Below are 19314 nucleotides of genomic sequence, written 5' to 3'. Positions count from 1 at the left end.
GGCAACACCGCCGCGGATCAAGTTACGGGCGAAATGGTGGCATTGCCACGAAATTCGGTCAGGCCTGAAGTTGGTCGATCGATCGGGCGATGCCTTCGGACATGAGGGCCGAGAACAAAGGCTTCCGTCGTCCTGGTGGTACTCGCCGGTGTTGATCGCCCTCCCTACGGATATCGGAAGGTCCCGAACTGTCGGAGGAGCCCGACATGGGTGAAAACACGAGCCCGCCGCCCGGCCCGGTCCCTGCTGCGGTCACCGACGATGTCGACCGGGTGCGTGCCGCCATTGCGGCCCAGATCCCCGCCAAGGCGAGCAAGAACTTGTTGATCGGGACGTGGAACCTGCGCGCGTTCGGCGACCTCACCCACAAGTGGCAGTCGACCCAGGACGACAGTCCCAAGCGTGACTGGCACGCCTTGGCCTGCATCGCCGAGGTGGTCCAGCGGTTCGACGTGACCGCAGTGCAGGAGACCCGGCGCAACACCACGGCCCTGTTCGCGCTGCTGAACCTGCTCGGCCCGCGCTACAAGGTCATCGCCTCCGACGTCACCGAGGGTGGCCCCGGCAACGGCGAGCGTCTGGCCTACGTGTACGACGCCGAACGTGTCCAGCCCTCCGGCCTCGTGGGCGAGATCGTCCTTCCCGCGGAGGCGAGCAGCGACGTCGACCAGTTCGCCCGCACGCCGTACGCCGCCGGCTTCGTGCGCGAGGCGACCGAGTTCATCCTGACCACCGTGCACGTGCTGTGGGGCAAGTCGCCGGCCGACCGGATCGGCGAGCTGACCGCCTTCGCCGAGTGGATGCGCGGGTGGGCCGACCGGCCCGACGACTGGAACCGCAACCTGCTGGTCCTGGGCGACTTCAACCTCGACCGCATCGACGACCCGCTCTTCGACGCCTTCATCTCCACGGGGCTCTGGCCACCGGCCGAGCTCAACGACGTCCCGCGCACGATCTTCGACGACGACAAGAATCATCACCAGTACGACCAGATCGCGTGGTTCAGCGACCCCACCCAGCCCGACGCGCCCTCACTCCTGCAGGGCCTGACCTACACCGGGCACGGCGGCAACTTCGACTTCATCCCGCACGCCCTGCGCGACCTGACCAAGTCCCAGGCGTCCTGGCGCATCAGCGACCACTACCCGCTGTGGCTGGAGTTCGTAACCGAGTAGCCGAAAGGGAGTGAGCCCTTTCATCATGGTTATTTCCGCGGCGGAACCAGGTAGAGTCCGACGACATCGGTCGCCTCGCCCACCAGCTCGGAGTGATGGGAAACTGGTAGGACTCAGCCGGCCATGGCTCCGGGTCGTACGCGCGCCAGCTGGGGCCAACCCTCGCAGGACTGGTTTTCACCCGTGTTCACGGAAACATCCCGGCGGCGTGTCACTATCGGCGTGAGCGCGGAGTCGCGGGCGGCGCAGGCGGGACGCCGCGCGGTGACACCGGAGGCCGATCAGAGCGCCCCGGCCCGGGCTACCTGCCGCACGGGCCGGGTGGTCCGCTGCTCGCCGTCCTGGGCGCGCGGACGTGGCATGGCGCGCAGTACCGCAGGTGCATGAGGGATGTAACGAAGGAGGAGATGTGGCACGACCAGGCCAACGCCGGTCCGGTCGCACGCGGACCGAGTCCGGCGCCAAGCGCCGGGGCGCCGCGCGGCCCGCTGAGCAGGGGATCATCCCGGTGCTCGCACAGGTCGCGCGGGACGTCGACGGTGCTGTGCGGCGACCTCCGACGCGCCAGGCGGTGCGCACGAAGTTCCAGGTCGTCGCGCTGCTCATGCGCGAGGAGCGGGCCCGGGTCAGGAGCGACAGCACCCTGACCGAGTCCAAGCGGACGCAGCAGCTCAAGCGGCTCGACTCGGTGGCGACGCTGCTGGCGCGGATCGCTGCTCGGGACACCTCGCTGCTCGAGCTGCTCGCCGAGGACGCGCGCGTCTCCGACGCGGCGCGTGCCTACAAGGCGACGGTGATGCGCGCCGGCGGACTGGAGCCGCCCGAGGAGCCCCCGCCGGCCGCGCCGCCCGCTCCGGCGCCCGGTGCCGAGAAGCGGGTGGTGCCTCGTTCGGTGATCTCCCGCCAGATGGCGAACCCGTTCCTCGCCCCGGACTTCGCGGCCGCGGCCGAGCGGGTGACCCCGCAGGTCCGCCGGCTGGCCGGCTGGGAGCTGCTCGAGCCGCTCTTCCGGTCCTTCGAGCACGCCGGCCCGGGCGCACCCGCCTGCATGCCGCTGCCCGAGCCCCGCTCGGTGTCCGCCGCCCACGGCCGGAAGCTGATGCCGCACCAGGCCCAGGTCGTCGAGGCCACGGCCCGCGGGCATCGCACCTTCCTGCTCGCCGACGAGCCCGGGCTCGGCAAGACCGCCCAGGCACTGCTCGCCGCCCAGGCGGCCGACGCATACCCGCTGCTGGTCGTGGCGCCCAACGTCGTGAAGACGAACTGGGCGCACGAGGTCGACATGTGGACGCCGAAGCGTCGGCCGACGGTGGTCCATGGCGACGGCGATCAGGTCGACGGTTTCGCGGACGTCGTGATCGTGAACTACGAGATCCTGGACCGGCACGTCGGCTGGCTCGGCGACCTCGGTTTCCGCGGCATGATCGTCGACGAGGCGCACTTCATCAAGAACAAGGGCTCCCAGCGCTCCCAGCACGTGCTCGCCGTCTCCGAGCGCATCCGCGCCCGGACCGGCCGGCCGCTCCTGATGGCGCTCACCGGCACCCCGCTGATCAACGACATCGAGGACTTCCGGGCGATCTGGCAGTTCCTCGGCTGGATCGACGACACGAAGCCGCTCGCCACGCTGCTGAGCTCCCTCGAGGACACCGGGCTCACCCCGGCCGACCCGGGGTTCTACTCCGCCGCCAGGACCCGCGTGATCGACATGGGCATCGTGCGCCGCCGCAAGGCGGACGTCGTCGCCGACATCCCCGCCCGCCGGGTCGCGGACCTGCCGGTCGAGCTCGACAGCGCGGCGGGCCGCTCGATCCGTGCCTCCGAGGACGCGCTCGCCCGCCGTCTGGTCGGTCGCTACCGCTCCGCGGTCGAGGCGCGTGCCGACGACGCCGTCGTCGACGGGGCCGTGGACGCCGCCGTGGGCGGGATAGACCTCGCCCTCGCGCGCCGGGTCGCGGCGGCCGAGCTCAAGGACTCGAGCTCGAAGGCCGGTGGCGAGAACGTGTTCACCATGGTCCGCCGGATCGGCCAGGCCAAGGCCGGGCTGGCCGCCGACTACGCCGCGCAGCTGGCTCGCAACGTCGGCAAGGTGGTGTTCTTCGCCAAGCACGTCGACGTCATGGACCAGGCCGAGCAGACCTTCGCCGACCGCGGCATCGGCTACGTCTCGATCCGCGGCGACCAGACGCCCAAGGCGCGCGAGAAGAGCATCGCCGCGTTCACCGGCGACCCCGACGTGTCGATCGTGGTCTGCTCCCTGACGGCCGCCGGCGTGGGGCTGAACCTTCAGGTGGCCTCCAACCTGGTGCTGGCCGAGCTGTCCTGGACCTACGCCGAGCAGACCCAGGCCATCGACCGGATCCACCGGATCGGCCAGGCCGAACCTGTCACCGCGTGGCGGATCATCGCGGCCCAGACCATCGACTCCACGATCGCCGAGCTCATCGACAGCAAGTCCGGGCTGGCCGCGCGGGCACTGGACGGGGCGGGGGAGGAGGACGTCGACTCGTCCACGGACGTTCAGCTCGAAGCCCTCGTCACGCTGCTGACCGACGCGCTCGCGGGCGAAGGCACCGCCTGAACCGACTGAGTCCGCCTGATTCGTCATCGGGTCGGTCTCGCGCCAGACCCCGGCGCGTCGAGGACGGACGACGACCGGGTGTCACTCGCGGCGTACCTGTGAGGGATCCTTGTCCTCGCGCCTTCCGCGCCATCGGGGTTGTCGCAAGCGACCGTCGTTGGTCCACTCCGCGAACTCGACCTCTCCGACCAGGCGTGGCGTGACCCAGTGGGCATCGCGCGCATCTGCCCTGGGGATGTCAGCGAACGGTGAGGTCTTGCGGGTGATTCGTTCGAGCCGGTCGTGCAGGTCGTCGAGGTCACGCTCGGAGAATCCGGTCCCGACCCGGCCTATGTAGCGCATCCGGCTGTCGCCGTCGCTGACCCCGAGCAGGAGGGAACCTACGGTCCCGGCGCGGCGCCCTCTACCCGGTCGCCAGCCTCCGATCACGGCCTCCTGTGTGCGGACGTGCTTGACCTTGATCCACGTCCGGGTCCGGCGCCCGACGGCGTACCGCGAGCTGCGGCGCTTCGCTATCACGCCCTCGAGCCCGAGATCCTTGCTGCTCTCCCATGCGCCGTCGAAGTCCCCTTCGAACGCAGGCGGGACCTTGACGGCGTCGTTCTCCGTCACGAGCGCCTGCAGACGCTCGCGCCGTTCCGTGTAGGGCAGATCCACGAGCGGCTCGCCGTCCTGCTCCAGGACGTCGAAGAGGAACAGCTGCGCCGGCACACGCTTGACAGCCCGGCCGATCTCTCGCGGATCGGCGAGGTTCATGCGCTGCTGCAGCCGGGCGAAGCTCGGCCTGCCTCGCGTGTCGAGCGCCACGATCTCGCCGTCGAGCACCGCCTTGCCGCTCACGGCGCGCCCGAGTCCGTCGACGATCTCCGGGTAGCCAGGGCCCTGGTCCTTGTGGTTGCGGCTCGTCAGACCAACGGCTGTGCGCCCGTCCTGTTCCTCGACGCGGGCCATGGTCCGGATGCCGTCCCACTTCATCTCGAACGCCCATTCGTCCGGATCGCCCTGGCCGATGACGTCGTCACGGTCACCCAGCGTCGCGAGCATCGCCTCGTACGTGGTTCGCAAGTTCGTTGACACCCTCATCCCAGATCGTCACGGTACCGACGCCGAACTGCCCGCTCGCTCATCTCTCCCGACAACGCCGGCGCGACCCGGCGCGGGTTCGGTGAGCGGGTCGCCACGCCGGCCGATGCGACGGAGGACCTCGCCGAACTCGAGATGCCGCAGGTGCGGAGAACCCAGCTCACGCCAGGTCCTCGGAACCGCGACCCAGGGCCTTGCCCTGCCGCGCAGCGAGTAGGGCGCGACGGTCGTCCTGCTGCCGTTGTCCTGCGACCAGTCGACCAGAACCTTCCCCGCGCGCAGCGACTTCTTCATGTCGCTCACCACGAGGTCGCCGTGGTCGGCCTCGAGAGTGCGTGCCAGCTCGCGCGCGACCGCGGTGATCTGCTCATCGGTCGCGTGTCCGTCCAGCGGGGCGTAGAGGTGGATTCCCTTGCTCCCGCTCGTCACGGGTACCGGATCCAGCCCCATCTCCCGCAGGATCCTGCGGGCAAGCCGCGCTACCTCCACGCACTCCCCGAGGCCGGCCCCCTCACCGGGGTCAAGATCCAGCACGAGGCGGTCGGGCTTGCGTGGCGCTCCGTCCTTGGTCACCGGCCGGCCGAATCGCCACTGCGGCACGTGGATCTCCAGCGCGGCCGTCTGCGCCAGCCAGACGAGCGTCGCCGCGTCCTGCACGAGCGGGTACGTCGACGTGCCGGTCTGGTGTTCGAGGTTGCGACGCACGACCCATTCGGGCGTGCCCCGACCGAGATCCCTCTGGAAGAACGAGTCGGCGCTCACGCCGTCCGGCCAGCGCTTGCGGGTCGCGGGCCGATCCCGCACGTGCGGCAGGATCGTGTCAGCGACCGCGGCGTAGTACTCGATGACGTCGCGTTTGGTGGTGCCGGTCTCGGGATAAAGGACCTTGGACAGATGCGTCAGGCGCACGTCGTGGGCGCCCACGCGCACGATCTGGGTGTCATTGTCGCCGTCGGTAAGCATCGCTCCCCCTCACGGGCGGCACCAATTTCCACCATTGCAGGTTTGATCCCGCCCGCAACCCGCCTCGTTGTGCCACCTCGTGCCGGGCTGTGGCAGCCTGGCAGCGTCACTTCAGGTAGTCCGAAGGGTGCAGCGTGCTCGATATCAGCCCACTTGCCTGGGCCGGAACCATCGGCCTCATCGTTCTGCTGCTGGCAGTGGACCTGATCCTCGCTGCGGCGCGGCCGCACCACGTGGGGTTCAAGGAGGCCACCGCCTGGTCGGTGTTCTACATCGCGGTGGCGATCGGGTTCGGCGTCTGGTTCGGTCTGCAGTACGGGAGCACCGCGGGGACCGAGTACTTCGCGGGCTACCTCATCGAGAAGAGCCTGTCGGTCGACAACCTGTTCGTGTTCGTGATCATCATGAATACCTTCGCGGTCCCGGACAGGCATCAGCACAAGATCCTGGTCTTCGGCATCGTGCTCGCACTGGCCATGCGTGCCGTCTTCATCGCGTTGGGCGCGTCCCTCATCAGCCTGTTCTCGTTCACGTTCCTGCTGTTCGGGCTGCTGCTGCTGTACACGGCGGTGCAGCTGTTCCGGCACCGGAACGAGGACCCCGACATCGAGAGCAACGTGCTGGTGCGCGGCGCGCGACGGTTCCTGCCCGTCAGCGAGGGCTACATCGCGGGCAAGCTCTTCGCGAAGGAGGACGGTCGCGGGGTCGTCACACCGCTGTTCATCGTGCTGATCGCCATCGGCAGCGTCGACCTGCTGTTCGCGCTCGACTCCATCCCGGCGGTGTTCGGTGTGACGCAGGAGGCGTACGTCGTCTTCACCGCGAACGCCTTCGCGCTGCTGGGCCTGCGGGCGCTGTTCTTCCTCGTCAAGGGGCTGCTCGACCGGCTCGTGTACCTCTCGGCGGGCCTGGCGATCATCCTGGGGTTCATCGGCGTCAAGCTGATCCTGCACTGGGCCCACGTCGATATCAACGAGTCGGTCCCGGAGATCTCGACCCCGCTGAGCCTCGGCGTCGTCCTCGGCGTCCTGGGTGTGGTGACCGTCGCGAGCCTGATCAAGACCCGCGGTCTGCCGGATCAGAAGGCCCACGCCGGGTCGCTCTTCGCGACCAAGATCGAGGTCCGGCAGAAGGACGAGGCGTCGGAGTAGGCGAGCCGTGCACCTTGGGAGTGATGGGCGCACCTCGGCGGCGGAGGCCGGCGAAGTGGGACTCCCCGTGGGCGAGCCAGTAGAGCAGGGTCAGCTTCCATTTCCCGCCGATCGCGGTGAACGCCGCCGCCATCGGGCAGCCCGGCAGCGGATTGGGACGAGAGGGGTTACCCGCAGTGCCTTCTTGTTCATGGATGTGCTCCGCTCAATAGTCGGACCATGACGATCCATACAGACGGATCCTGACCGTGGGCCTCGCCGCCCTCGTTCTGCTCGCGACGGCGGCATCAGGCCAAGCTTCGCCGCCTCCCGCGTCGTCGACCATCGCCGATGGCCAACGGGACTTCAACTGGGAGATCGGTACCTAACGCTCCAGCGTGCAGGTCCTCGCCGACCCGCACTCGGAAACCCCGGACGAATGGCTCGAGTTCGCCGGCACCAGCACCGTGCGCCCGCTGATGGACCGGCGGGCCAACGTCGTCGAGTTCGAGGTGTCAGGGCCGAACGGCAGTATCGAGGCGCTCAACCTGAGACTGTACGAGCCGCAGGCGCAGCGGTGGAGCCTGACCTTCGTCAACATGCGCGACGGTCTGCTGACCCCGGCGGTGTACGGCGGGTTCCGCGACGGCGTCGGCGAGTTCTACGGCGACGACCAGCTCGGCGGCCGTCCGATCAAGGTGCGGTTCCTCATCACTCGCCCGAGCCAGGACAAGGCAAGGTTCGAGCAGGCGTTCTCGGCCGACGGCGGAACGACGTGGGAGACGAACTGGATCGCCGTGGACCGCCGAGTCCGACGCTGAAGGCGGCTTTCGTGGGCGGGTCAGCTGGGCGCGGGAGGTGTCGCGTGGGCGTCGTCCGGTTGCGCGGGCCGGGGCGCGAGGTGCTCGACCAGGGCGAGGATCCGCGCGGACATGAAGCGGGCCGTTCGAACCGGCGTGCCGCCACGGGTGACCTCGGTGACCTCGATGATCCCGCGGCCCTGCGTCACTTCGACCCGTCGGCCGCCTCGGGTGGCCTCGACCTCATAAGTTCGGGTCGCACCGCCGGCGTCGATGACGACCTCGACACGATCACCCTTCACGGCGCCTCTCCCTTCGCCCTGGCACCGGACGGTCAACGAGTGGGGGTCGAAGAGTCCCGATAGCCCAGCACTTGATACAACCGGAGATCGGCAGCTGGTCTTCCCACCCGACGCCGCGGACGACCAGGAGGTGCACCCGGCCGGTGAATGGTCCAGGCTGCGAAGTACGGGGCGCCAGTCCCGGAAGGAGGCGGACATGAGTCCCACCAACGACATCGCACGGTCCATCGCGACTGCCCGCACATACCTGGCCGAGCACCCCGACGAAGCCCGTTATACCGACTCGCCCGCATCCGCCGTCGTCGAGGACGGGCTCCGGTGCCGGGTCGAGGGACCGCACGGCTTCGCGCTCTCCACCGACATGCCGAGCGGTGTCGGCGGGAACGCGACAGGACCCTCGCCCGGCTGGGTCGCTCGCGCCGCGCAGGCCGCCTGCGACGCGACGGTCATCGCCATGAGGGCGGCCGAGCTGGGCATCACGCTCCAGCGCCTGGAGGTGGTCGTAGACGGTGAGTCCGACGATCGGGGGTTGCTGGGTATGGACGACGGTATCCCGGCAGGCCCGTTCAGCTCCCGCATCCAGGTCCGGATCTCGGCCGACGGCGTGGATCCTGCCACGCTCCGCGACCTCGTCCTCTGGGCCGATGAGCACTCGCCCGTATCCGACGCGTTCCGCCGGGCGGTACCCACCAGCGTCGAGCTGGACACCTCGGGCTAAGAGAGCGCAAGGAAGTAGGTCAGCGTCTGCAGGTGCCGCAGGAACGCGGACTTGCCGCCTCCCCACTCGCCCAGGACGGCCACGGCGTACGACGGCGGCGCCGTGCGCGCTGTGACGAGGTGCGCCGGGGCCTCGACGTGGGGCCGCAACCCGAGGTCGTCGCGCACGCCGGTCGAAGTCACAAATCCTCCTGAGCTGGACAAGGGACGCAGGCTAGCGCACTGCGGGGCGCGCCCCCGGCGGCGTTCTCCGTGGCCTGCGCACGTCAGGTGATCATGCGCGATACGTTGGCGCCATGGCAGTCGTCCTCCATCGCGCTCCGCGCACGGACGTTCTCGCGCGGGCGCTGGGGGACCTGCTGGCGGCGCCGCTGGAGGACCCGTTCGCAACCGAGGTCGTCGTGGTGCCCGCCCGCGGTGTCGAGCGCTGGCTCGCGCAGCGCCTCAGCCACCATCTCGGTGCCGCTGGCGGGCGGGACGACGGGGTGTGCGCGGGCGTGGACCTGCGCTCGCCGCATTCGCTGTTCGCCGAGGTCACGGGCACGCGCGACGATGACCCGTGGGCGCCGGACGCACTGACCTGGCCTCTGCTCGCCGCGATCGACGCGAGCCTCGACGAGCCCTGGGCGGCGCTGCTCGCCCAGCACCTCGGACACGGCATTCCGGGGGAGGAGGGGGACCTGCGGCGCGGCCGCCGGCTCTCCGTCGCCCGCCGGCTGGCGCGGCTGATGGCGGGCTACGCCACGCAGCGCCCGGCGCTGGTCGCGGACTGGGCCGCCGGCCGCGACACCGACGGGTGCGGGCGGGCGGTCCCCGCCGACCTCGCGTGGCAGCCGCCCCTGTGGCGCGCCCTGGCCGAGCGGGTCGACGCCGAACTGCCGCACGTGCGGCACGCCGCCGTCGTCGAGCGGCTGGGCGCCGAGCCGGACGCCTTCGACCTGCCGGGGCGGCTGTCCCTGTTTGGCCACACGCGCCTCGCCGCGAGCGAGGTCGAGCTGGTCGGCGCGCTCGGGGCCCACCGCGACGTGCACCTGTGGCTGCCGCATCCCTCGGCGGCGCTGTGGTCGGCGCTCAAGGACCTCGGCGGGCCCGTCGACCGGGCCGGGGACCGTTCCCACGAGCGTGTCGGGCACCGGCTCCTGGCCACGCTCGGCCGCGATACGCGCGAGCTGCAGCGCACGCTGTCCGCGATCGAGCTGCGGGACGAGCCCGTCGCGGGCGGGCCGGCCGTGGACGCCGCCGCCGTCGAACCGCCGTCGACCCTGCTGGGGATGCTGCAGCACGACCTGCGCGCCGACGCCGTCGGCGAGGCGGGCACGCGCCTGCTCGACCCCGCCAACCGCTCGGTCCAGGTGCACGCCTGCCACGGCCCCGCCCGGCAAATCGAGGTGCTGCGCGACGTGCTGCTCGGCCTGCTCGCCGACGACCCGACGCTCGAGCCGCGCGACGTGCTCGTCATGTGCCCCGACATCGAGACCTACGCGCCCCTGGTCACCGCCGCGTTCGGCCTGGCCGACGTCGTCGGGCCGCACGGCCACCCCGCGCACGGCCTGCGGGTGCGGCTCGCCGACCGCGCGCTGGACCGGACCAACCCGCTGCTCTCCGTCGTGGTGCGCCTCCTGGACCTCGCCGGCGGCCGGGCGGGCGTCGGCGACGTCGTGGACCTGGCGCACGCCGAGCCCGTGCGCCGCCGCTTCGGGTTCCGCGACGACGACCTGGAACAGCTCGCCCAGTGGGCGCGCGAGACCGGCGTGCGATGGGGGTTCGACGCCGAGCACCGCGCCGACTTCGGCCTGGCCGACTACGGGTCCGGCACCTGGCAGGAGGGCGTGGACCGGCTGCTGGCGGGAGTCGCGATGTCGGACGACACTGGGGCCTGGCTCGAGCGCACCCTGCCGCTGGACGACGTCGGCAGCGGGCAGGTCGAGCTCGTCGGCCGGCTGACCGAGCTCGTGGAGCGGCTCCGGGACGTCACCGACGCGCTCGTCGGCGGGCACCCGCTCGAGCACTGGCTGACCGCCCTCGAGGACGGCGTCGCGGCGCTCACCACGGTCTCGACCACCGACGCGTGGCAGCTCGCGCAGGTGCGGCGCGAGCTCGCCCGCGTGCGCGCCGACTCGCCCGACTCGGCGGTGTCCCTGCGGCTGCCGGACGTGCGCGCGCTGCTCGCCGACCGCGTCGCGGGCCGGCCGACCCGGTCGAACTTCCGCACCGGCACGCTGACCGTGGCCACGCTCGTGCCGATGCGGTCGGTACCGCACCGCGTCATCGCCCTGCTGGGGCTCGACGACGGCGTGTTCCCGCGCGTCGGCATCACCGACGGCGACGACGTGCTGGCCCGCGAGCCGAGGACGGGCGAGCGCGACCCGCGCAGCGAGGACCGGCAGCTTTTCCTCGACGCGATCCTCGCCGCCACCGAGACCTTCGTGGTCACCTACAGCGGCGCCGACGAGTACTCGGGCCAGGAACGTCCGCCCGCGGTGCCGCTGGGTGAGCTGCTCGATGCCCTCGACGAGACGGCGCGGACCCCCGACGGGCGCCCGGTGTCCCGGGCGGTGACCGTCCGGCACCCGCTGCAGCCCTTCGACCGGCGCAACGTCGAGCCCGGCGCGCTCGTGCCCGGCAGCGCCTTCACGTTCGACCGCGCCGCCCTGGCCGGAGCCCGTGCCGCGACCGGCCCGCGCACCCCAGCGGGTCCGTTCCTCGCTGCGCCGCTCGCACCGGCGCCGGTCGCGGCCGGCGACGACGGCGTCGTCGCCCTCGACGACCTGCTCGCGTTCTACCGCTCGCCCGCGCGCGGGTTCCTCGTCCAGCGCCTCGACGTCGGCCGGTCCTGGGAGGAGGAGCCGCTCGACGACGGGCTGCCCGTCGAGCTCGACGGGCTCGGCCGCTGGGCCGTGGGGGAGCGGGTCCTGCGGGACGTGCTGTCCGGCGCCGCGGTCGCCGACGCCGTGCAGAAGGAGTGGCGCCGCGGGCAGCTGCCGCCCGGACGCCTGGGCTGGCGCCCCCTGGTCGGCATCGCCGAGGAGGTGGGCCCGCTCGCCGACGCCGCGGGAAACCTGCGCGCGAGCCCCGCGCGAGTCGTGGACATCGACGTCGACCTGCGTGACGGGCGCAGCCTGCGCGGCTCGGTGCCCGGCGTGCACGGCGACCGCCTCGTCGCGGTGTCGTACGCACGGCTCGGCGGTCGGCAGCGCCTGCAGACGTGGATCCGGCTGCTGGCGCTCGCGGCGTCCGACGACGACCGCCCCTGGGTCGGCTACACGCTCGGCCGGCCGACCAACCCGCGGTCGCGCACGACCTGGCAGGGGTCAAGGCTGGGACCGCTGGACCATACGGCTGTCGACCTGCTGCGCGACCTCGTCGCGCTGCGCGACCGCGGGCTCGCCGAACCGCTGCCGCTGCCGGTCAAGGCCTCGGCGGTCTACGCCGAGGCGCGCGGGAGCCGCGCGGATCCCGCCGACGCGCGGTTCCGGGCCGGGCAGGCGTGGACCGGGCAGAGGGGGTTCGGCGGACGCTTCGACGGCGAGTGCGCGGACCCCGAGCACGTGCGCATCCACGGTCCGGGCGCCCCGCTGCCCGCGACGGACGAGGAGCCGCGGCCCGGTGAGGAGCATCCGGGGGAGACGACCCGGTTCGGCGCGCTGGCGATGCGCGTCTGGAGCCCGCTGCTGGAGAACGAGAGGTTCAGCGACTGATGGACGTCTTCGACCTGGCGGGGCCGCTGCCGCGGGGCGCCGCGCTGCTGGAGGCGAGCGCGGGCACCGGCAAGACCTTCGCGATCGGCGCGCTCGTGACCCGGTACGTCGCCGAGGGCGTCGTGCCGCTCGACCAGATGCTGGTGGTGACCTTCGGCCGCGCCGCGACCCAGGAGCTGCGCGACCGGGTGCGCGGCGCCCTTCTACGAGCCGAGCGCACCTTCGCCGCCGACCTCGCGGGCCGCGACACCGGCCCGGTGGACACCGTCCTGGCGGCGCTGCTCGACGTCGACGACGCCGAGCGGGCCGCCCGCCACCGGCGGCTGGCCGACGCCCTGGCCGCGTTCGACCACGCCACCATCGCCACGATCCACCAGTTCTGCCAGCTCGTGCTGCGCTCGCTCGGCGTCGCTGGCGACACCGAGCCCGGGGCCGAGCTGGTCGAGTCCCTGACCGAGCTCACCGTCGAGGTGGTCGACGACCTCTACCTGCAGCGGTACGGCAACGCCCCCGAGCCGCCGCCCTTCGACCGGGCCGGCGCCCTCAAGGTCGCGGTCGCCGCGATCGAGGACCCGCGCGCAGCGCTCGCCGACGCCGACCCGGCCGACGCCGTCGGCTCGGCACGCGTCTCCTTCGCCCGCGAGGTGCGTGCCGAGATGGAGCGGCGCAAGCGGCGCCTCGGCATCCTGTCCTACGACGACCTGCTCGGCCGGCTCGCCGACGCCCTCGACCCGGCATCGGCTGACGGTGGCAGCGCCGTCGGCGCGCGGATGCGCGAACGCTGGAAAGTCGTGCTCGTCGACGAGTTCCAGGACACCGACCCCGTGCAGTGGCAGGTGCTGGAGCGGGCCTTCGGCTCCGGCCCGTCGGAGTCGCAGGCCGAGGCCATGGTGCTGGTCGGCGACCCGAAGCAGGCCATCTACGCCTTCCGCGGCGGCGACGTCGTCGCCTACCTCGACGCCGCGCGGCACGCCACCACCCGCGCGACGCTCGGCAGCAACTGGCGCTCGGACGCGCCGCTGGTCGACACCCTTGGCGTGCTGCTGGGTAACGCGGCCCTCGGCCACGAGGAGATCGTGGTGCACCCGGTGACGGCCGAGGGCGGGGCCAGCCGGCTGTCCGGGGCGCCGCACCCGGCGCCGCTCCGGCTGCGGCAGGTGCTGCGCGAGGGTCTGCCCCAGTACAAGGGCCTCATCAAGGCCGCCCCGGCACGCGAGCACGTCGCGACGGACCTCGCCGCTGACGTCGCGGGCCTGCTCGCCTCAGGCGCGACGTGGGACGGACGCCCGCTGGTGCCCGGCGACGTCGCCGTCCTCGTCTCGGCGCGGGCGCACGGCCGGCTCGTGCAGGACGCGCTCGCCGAGCGCGGCGTCACGGCCGTGATGCCCGGCGGCGACGTGTTCGAGACGCCCGCCGCCGACGAGTGGCTGACACTGCTGGAGGCCCTGGAGTCCCCGCACCGCTCGGGGCTCGTGCGCGCCGCGGCCCTCACGCCCTTCCTCGGCCGCACTGCCGCCGAGCTCGACGCGGGCGGCGAGGACCTGACCGCCCGCGACGCCGACACCCTGCGCGGCTGGGCGCTCCTGCTCCGCCACCGGGGCGTGGCCGCTCTCCTGGAGGCGGCCGAGGAGCGCGGGCTGAGCAGCCGGGTGCTGGCGCAGGCCGAGGGCGAGCGGCTGCTGACCGACGTCCGCCACCTGGGGCAGCTCTTGCACGAGGTGAGCGTCACCGAGTCGCTCGGCCTGACCGCCCTGCTGGCCTGGTTCCGCGACGAGCGGCGCCGGACGGGCACGGCCGAGCGGCCGCGCCGTCTGGACTCCGACGCCGCGGCCGTGCAGATCGTCACCGTGCACGGCAGCAAGGGGCTGCAGTATCCGGTGGTGTACCTGCCGTTCGGCTACGACAACTACGCGCGCCCGGTCGAGATCGCGCTCTACCACGACGAGCGCGGCGCCCGCACGATCGACGTCTCGGGCTCGGGCGCGCGCTGGGACGCCCATTGCGCCGCGCACCGTGCGGAGGAGGACGGCGAGGAGCTCCGCAAGCTCTACGTGGCCCTGACCCGCGCGCAGTCGCAGGTCGTGGCGTGGTGGGCGCCGACGTCGAGCACCCCGACCAGCGGGCTGCACCGCCTCCTGTTCGGCCGGACCCCCGGAACGCGGGAGGTGCCCGGCACGCAGCCGGTCAAGGACGACACCTACGCCACGCGCGTGCTGGGGCTGCTCCAGGAGCTCGGCGGTCCCGCGGCCGAGCTCGCGGTGCCCGCCGAGGCGTCCGCGCCCGCCCCGGCGGACCGGCACGCTCCGTTCGAGGCGCGCACCTTCGACCGCGCCGTCGACACCGGGTGGCGGCGCACCTCCTACAGCGGCCTCATCGCGGCCGGCGACGACGGTTCGGGAGCGGGCGGGGGAGCGGGCGCGGGTGTGAGCAGCGAACCCGAGGCTGCCGGCAAGGACGACGAGCCGGACGCACCCGAGACCGGCATCTCCGGCGTCGACGAGCCGGCCGTACCCGACGCCGCCGAGACGTCACCGATGGCCGACCTGCCCATGGGCGCCGCCTTCGGGTCGCTCGTGCACGCGGTGCTGGAGGACGCCGACCCGTTCGCGCCCGACCTGCGCGCCGAGCTCCTGGGTCACGTCACCGAACAGCTGCGCTGGTGGCCCGTCCAGGCCGACCCCGCGGCGCTCGCCGAAGGGCTCCTGCCGCTGCATCACACGCCGCTCGGCCCGCTGGCCGGGGGGCTGACACTGGGCGAGATCGGCCTGCGGGACCGGCTCCGCGAGCTGACGTTCGAGCTGCCGCTGACCGGGGGCGACCTCGGCGGGCCTCGCCGCGGTACTGGTCGGGCCGAGGCGAAGCTGGGGGACCTCGCGCCGATGCTGCGTGCCCACCTGCCCGCCGACGACCCGCTCGCCGCCTACGCCGACCGGCTCGAGCAGCCCGCCCTGGGGGACCAGGCGCTGCGCGGCTACCTCACGGGCTCGGTCGACGTCGTCCTCAGGCTGCCGGCGGGGAAGTTCGTCGTCGTCGACTACAAGACGAACTTCCTCGGCCCCGCCGTCGCCGACTACTCCCGGGACCGGATGGCCGAGGCCATGCTGCACTCGCACTACCCCCTGCAGGCCCTGCTCTACGGCGTGGTGCTGCACCGCTACCTGCGCTGGCGGCTGCCCGGCTACGATCCCGAGACTCACCTGGGCGGGGTGCTCTACCTGTTCGTGCGCGGCATGGCGGGGCCGGACACACCCGAGGCGGGCGGCGGCCCCGGCTCGGACGGCAGTCCCGCGGGCGTGTTCTCGTGGCAGCCGCCGGCGGCGCTCCTGGTGGCGCTGTCGGACCTGCTCGCCGGCGCCGCAGCGGAGGAGGCCGCATGAACCCGGCGATCGAGCGCTGGACCAGCGACGACCCCTTCGACGCCCGACTGGCGCGTGGCGCGACCGGGCTGCTGCGCACCTTCAACGAAGCCGGTGTGCTCACCGGGGCCGACGTGCACGTCGCCCGCCGCATGGCAGAGATCGTCGGCGAGGACGACGAGACCGTGCGGCTCGCGATCGCGCTCGCGGTGCGCGCGGTGCGGCAGGGTTCGGTGTGCGTGGACCTCGGTGGGTTCGGCGACGGCTCGGCCGAGGGCGGGGCCTCCCGCGGGAGCGGGCCGGACGAGGCAGCGCTGCCCTGGCCGCCCGCCGACAGCTGGCTCGACCGGGTAGCGGCCAGCCCGCTCGCCGAGCGTTCGGTGGTGCGAGCCGACCTCGGCCTGCTCTACCTCGACCGGTACTGGCGCGAGGAGCGGCAGGTGCGAGACGACCTCGTCGCCCGGCTCGCGGCGCCCGCCCCGGCGGTCGACGACGCCCTGCTCGAGGACAGCGCGGCGCGTCTGTTCCCCGGCGACGCGTACGCCGAGCAGCGCACGGCGGCACTGTCCACCGCGCGTCGCCTGACCACCGTGCTCACCGGCGGCCCCGGCCGCGGCAAGACGACGACGGTCGCCGGCCTGCTCGCCCTGCTGGCGGAGCAGGCCGAGCACACCGGCGGACGCCGCCTGCGCATCGCGCTCGCCGCGCCCACCGGGAAGGCGGCCGCGCGGATGCAGGAGGCGGTGGCCGATTCCCTCCGCGCTCACCCGGTGACCGGCCGACCGGAGTTCACCGCCGACGACCGGCGTCGGCTCGCCGGGCTCCAGGCGGGCACGCTGCACCGGCTGCTGGGCTGGCGGCCCGGGTCGAGCACCCGGTTCCGGCACGACCGCTCCAACCGCCTGCCGCACGACGTCGTCGTGGTCGACGAGACGTCCATGGTCTCGCTCACCCTCATGGCCCGGCTGCTGGAGGCGGTGCGTCCCGACGCGCGGCTCGTTCTGGTGGGCGACCCCGACCAGCTCGCGTCCGTCGAGGCCGGTGCCGTGCTCGCCGACCTGGTCGCCGGGCTCGGGGAGCACGACGACGGCGTCGTGGCGGCCCTGGTCACCGACCACCGGTCGGAGAGCGCGGCGATCACGCGGCTGGCCGCCGCGATCCAGGACGGCGACCCGGAGGCGGTGCTCGCCGCGCTGACCGCGGACGACGGCGTCGTGCAGCTCGTGCGCCCTGACGACGCCGCCGGGCTCGCCCGCCTCCAGGACGAGCTGGCGCGGCATGCGCTCGACGTCCGCGGCCTGGCGCTCGCGGGCGACGCGGCCGGGGCGCTCGACATGGCCGAGCGGCACCGGCTGCTGTGCGCCCACCGGGAGGGCCCGTGGGGCGCGGCGCACTGGAACCGGCAGGTCGAGCGCCGGCTCGGCGAGGCCTCCGGGGCCTACCTCGGCGCCGCGGTCGGCACGGAGTGGTACGCGGGGCGGCCGGTGCTGGTCACCGCGAACGACTACAGCCTGGGCCTGTTCAACGGCGACACCGGCGTGGTGGTCGCCGAGGGCGAGGCACTGCGTGCCCACATCAGCGGGGGCGCGTCGTTCGCGGTCTCCCGCCTGGGCGATGTCGAGACGCTGCACGCCATGACGGTGCACAAGAGCCAGGGCAGCCAGGCCGAGGCCGTGACGGTGCTGCTGCCGGACGAGGCCTCGCCGCTACTCACGCGCGAGCTGTTCTACACGGCGGTGACGCGGGCGCGACGGCGCGTGCGGGTTGTCGGGACGCCGGAGGCGGTGCGGGCGGCCGTTCTGCGGCGGGCGCGACGGGCGAGCGGGCTGGCGGTGCGGCTGGGAGCGGAGCCGGGCCGGCTCCAGGCTGGCGCACGGCGGTAGCCCTCGCCGGGGGAGGGCTACCGCCGTCGGCCTCCGTGGACGGGTCAGACCGCGTCCACCTCAGCGTAGGTAGCTGACCAGAGACAGGTTGTGTTCGCGGACTCCCTCGACGACCAGGTCAGCCATCTTCCCGGCGCCGTACTCGGAGAAGTGGGTGTCGTCCTTGTAGCCGTCCTCGGCCAGCCGCAGGTAGAGCCTGGCGGACTCGCTCGGACCCAGCGACTCCACCAGCGCCTTGCTCTTGGCGGTCAGATCGATGACCGGCACGTCGAGCGTGGTGCCGAGCCGGCGCATCTCCGCCGGCAGGTCGACGCCCACGCCGTTGACGTGCTGCGCGGTGGGCGTGAGCCGGTTGCCGTCGAAGTGCCGCCGCACCGGTGGTGTGACCAGCACGGGTACGCCACCCCGTTCCCGCACCTGGTTGATCATGGACGTGAGGTTGCCGCGGAACGCCGAGGCCGACGTGGACTTGTCGTTGTGTCCGAACTGGATGAGGACCAGGTCGTTCCGCTTGATCAGCGGCTTCATGGTCGGGAACAGTGCCGAGTTGCCCAGGAAGCTCCCCGAGCTCTCGCCGGAGTCCCCGTAGTTGGCGACGACTGCGCCCCCCGCTACCTGCGCGGGCAGGAGCTGTCCCCAACCGGTCCACGGTGCGACCGCCTGGTCACATGTCGTGGAGTCACCCGCCAAGTACACCACCAGGGGGTTCGTGGCGGCCTGCACGGTCAGGCCGGACAGCTTCGGCGCCGAACCGGCGAAGGTGATGTCCAGCCCGGGGTTACCCGTCCCGCCCTGGCCGGTCGGCTGGCCTTCTGGCTGCCGGACGTTGATGGTGAAGGTGTGCTGGGTGATCGTGCCGGCCGCGGTGCTGACCGCGGGCAGGACGCGTCGGCGGGCCTCCACCGACATCGAGGTGTTGCCGGCCGTGTCACGGTCGCCCATCCATGCGGTGACGGTGTAGTTGCCGGGAGCGACGTCGAAGTGACAGACGATGGGCGTGCTGCGGGCGCACTGCGTCGGCCAGCCGGGTGGCTGGGTCGACGAGCCGGCCTCGACGTCGAGGCGGTCGACATTGGGCAGGCCGGTGGCGCTGGTGGGGCTGAGCCGGATCGTGTTGGTGCCCTGGTTCAGCTGCACGGCTGCCGTCTTCGTGGTCCAGCCGGTCCAGCCGCCGGTGGGCTCGAACGGCATCGACAGCGCGGTGACGCCGTTGACCACAACGTCCGTGGGACGGTTGGCAGTCGCGCCGTTGGCATAGCGGACGGCGATCGTCGCCGTGCCGGCGGCCGCCGCACTCACCGTGAACTGCGCCGCCGCGCCGACCTCGTTGGCGGCGTTGCAGAACCCGGTGCCGGTATAGCCGGTGTGGTTGGACTCGATGAGCCCGTCGCAGGTGGCCGGCGCCGCTTCGGCCTCGTAGCGCGTCTCCGCCACGGCGGCGGACGCCACGGACGGGATGGCCATGAGACCGCCGCCGACCAGTGCTGCGGCAAGTCCTGCAGAGAACAGCACGGCACGCTGCCTGGGTGAACGCATGATTGACCTCCGGAAGAGTGATCGAATCGCCTGGACGACAGGGCGCCCGGACGACGGGGGCGCGCAGCTTGCCGGGGCACTGGTACTGCC

Annotated in this window: 12 protein-coding genes and 1 pseudogene; 8 read left to right on the top strand and 5 right to left on the bottom strand. The window is 72.6% G+C overall.

The features are described 5' to 3' along the window. Positions 1–206: 206 nt before the first annotated feature. Positions 207–1175, top strand: coding sequence for an endonuclease/exonuclease/phosphatase family protein (locus tag EW117_RS07615; RefSeq protein ID WP_129785297.1), 969 nt, complete (start codon positions 207–209; stop codon positions 1173–1175). Positions 1176–1584: 409 nt separating this feature from the next. Next, positions 1585–3756 (top strand): DEAD/DEAH box helicase, encoded by a 2172-nt coding sequence (locus EW117_RS07610; protein WP_129785295.1) that lies wholly within the window; start codon positions 1585–1587, stop codon positions 3754–3756. A gap of 81 nt (positions 3757–3837) precedes the next feature. Here EW117_RS07610 and ligD (EW117_RS30635) read toward each other — a convergent pair whose 3' ends face one another. After that, the gene (gene ligD, locus EW117_RS30635) at positions 3838–4821 is read right to left on the bottom strand and encodes a non-homologous end-joining DNA ligase (RefSeq protein ID WP_207211789.1); all 984 of its coding nucleotides are present in this window, start codon (positions 4819–4821) and stop codon (positions 3838–3840) included. Positions 4822–4905: 84 nt separating this feature from the next. Continuing rightward, a pseudogene (gene ligD, locus EW117_RS30630) lies at positions 4906–5802 on the bottom strand (non-homologous end-joining DNA ligase); the annotation flags it as partial. A gap of 134 nt (positions 5803–5936) precedes the next feature. On the opposite strand from ligD (EW117_RS30630), the gene EW117_RS07595 reads away from it, so the two are divergent. Together EW117_RS07595 and EW117_RS07585 are read left to right on the top strand one after the other, a co-directional pair. Continuing rightward, positions 5937–6953 carry a TerC/Alx family metal homeostasis membrane protein gene (locus EW117_RS07595; protein WP_129785289.1) on the top strand — a complete coding sequence of 339 codons (1017 nt, stop codon included), beginning with the start codon at positions 5937–5939 and terminating at the stop codon, positions 6951–6953. Positions 6954–7330: 377 nt separating this feature from the next. Next, positions 7331–7753 (top strand): hypothetical protein, encoded by a 423-nt coding sequence (locus tag EW117_RS07585; protein WP_207211788.1) that lies wholly within the window; start codon positions 7331–7333, stop codon positions 7751–7753. Positions 7754–7773: 20 nt separating this feature from the next. Here EW117_RS07585 and EW117_RS07580 read toward each other — a convergent pair whose 3' ends face one another. Further along, a complete protein-coding gene (locus tag EW117_RS07580; protein WP_129785287.1) occupies positions 7774–8034 on the bottom strand; it encodes a hypothetical protein in 261 nt (86 codons plus the stop codon). Positions 8035–8230: 196 nt separating this feature from the next. On the opposite strand from EW117_RS07580, the gene EW117_RS07575 reads away from it, so the two are divergent. Continuing rightward, positions 8231–8752: an OsmC family protein gene (locus tag EW117_RS07575; protein ID WP_165362567.1), complete on the top strand. Its 522-nt coding sequence runs from the start codon at positions 8231–8233 to the stop codon at positions 8750–8752. Here EW117_RS07575 and EW117_RS07570 read toward each other — a convergent pair. After that, positions 8749–8934 (bottom strand): hypothetical protein, encoded by a 186-nt coding sequence (locus tag EW117_RS07570; RefSeq protein WP_129785283.1) that lies wholly within the window; start codon positions 8932–8934, stop codon positions 8749–8751. The genes EW117_RS07575 and EW117_RS07570 overlap by 4 nt on opposite strands. Positions 8935–9047: 113 nt before the next feature. Between EW117_RS07570 and recC the strand changes: the two genes are divergently transcribed. From recC to recD, 3 genes are read left to right on the top strand one after another with little or no spacing between them, the layout of a single operon-like run. Continuing rightward, positions 9048–12449 carry an exodeoxyribonuclease V subunit gamma gene (gene recC / locus EW117_RS07565; protein WP_129785281.1) on the top strand — a complete coding sequence of 1134 codons (3402 nt, stop codon included), beginning with the start codon at positions 9048–9050 and terminating at the stop codon, positions 12447–12449. After that, positions 12449–15826 carry a UvrD-helicase domain-containing protein gene (locus EW117_RS07560; protein WP_129785279.1) on the top strand — a complete coding sequence of 1126 codons (3378 nt, stop codon included), beginning with the start codon at positions 12449–12451 and terminating at the stop codon, positions 15824–15826. Before recC ends, EW117_RS07560 begins: the two co-directional genes overlap by 1 nt. Beyond that, positions 15823–17688, top strand: coding sequence for an exodeoxyribonuclease V subunit alpha (gene recD, locus EW117_RS07555; protein WP_129785277.1), 1866 nt, complete (start codon positions 15823–15825; stop codon positions 17686–17688). Before EW117_RS07560 ends, recD begins: the two co-directional genes overlap by 4 nt. A gap of 60 nt (positions 17689–17748) precedes the next feature. Here recD and EW117_RS29680 read toward each other — a convergent pair whose 3' ends face one another. Next, a complete protein-coding gene (locus EW117_RS29680) occupies positions 17749–19224 on the bottom strand; it encodes a GDSL-type esterase/lipase family protein (protein WP_207211787.1) in 1476 nt (491 codons plus the stop codon). Positions 19225–19314: the final 90 nt, after the last annotated feature.

The organism is Promicromonospora panici, assembly GCF_900608595.1.
GTDB lineage: Bacteria > Actinomycetota > Actinomycetes > Actinomycetales > Cellulomonadaceae > Promicromonospora > Promicromonospora panici.
The sequence above is the reverse complement of the archived record's forward strand: the minus strand, read 5'-3'. Positions and strand labels throughout refer to the sequence as shown.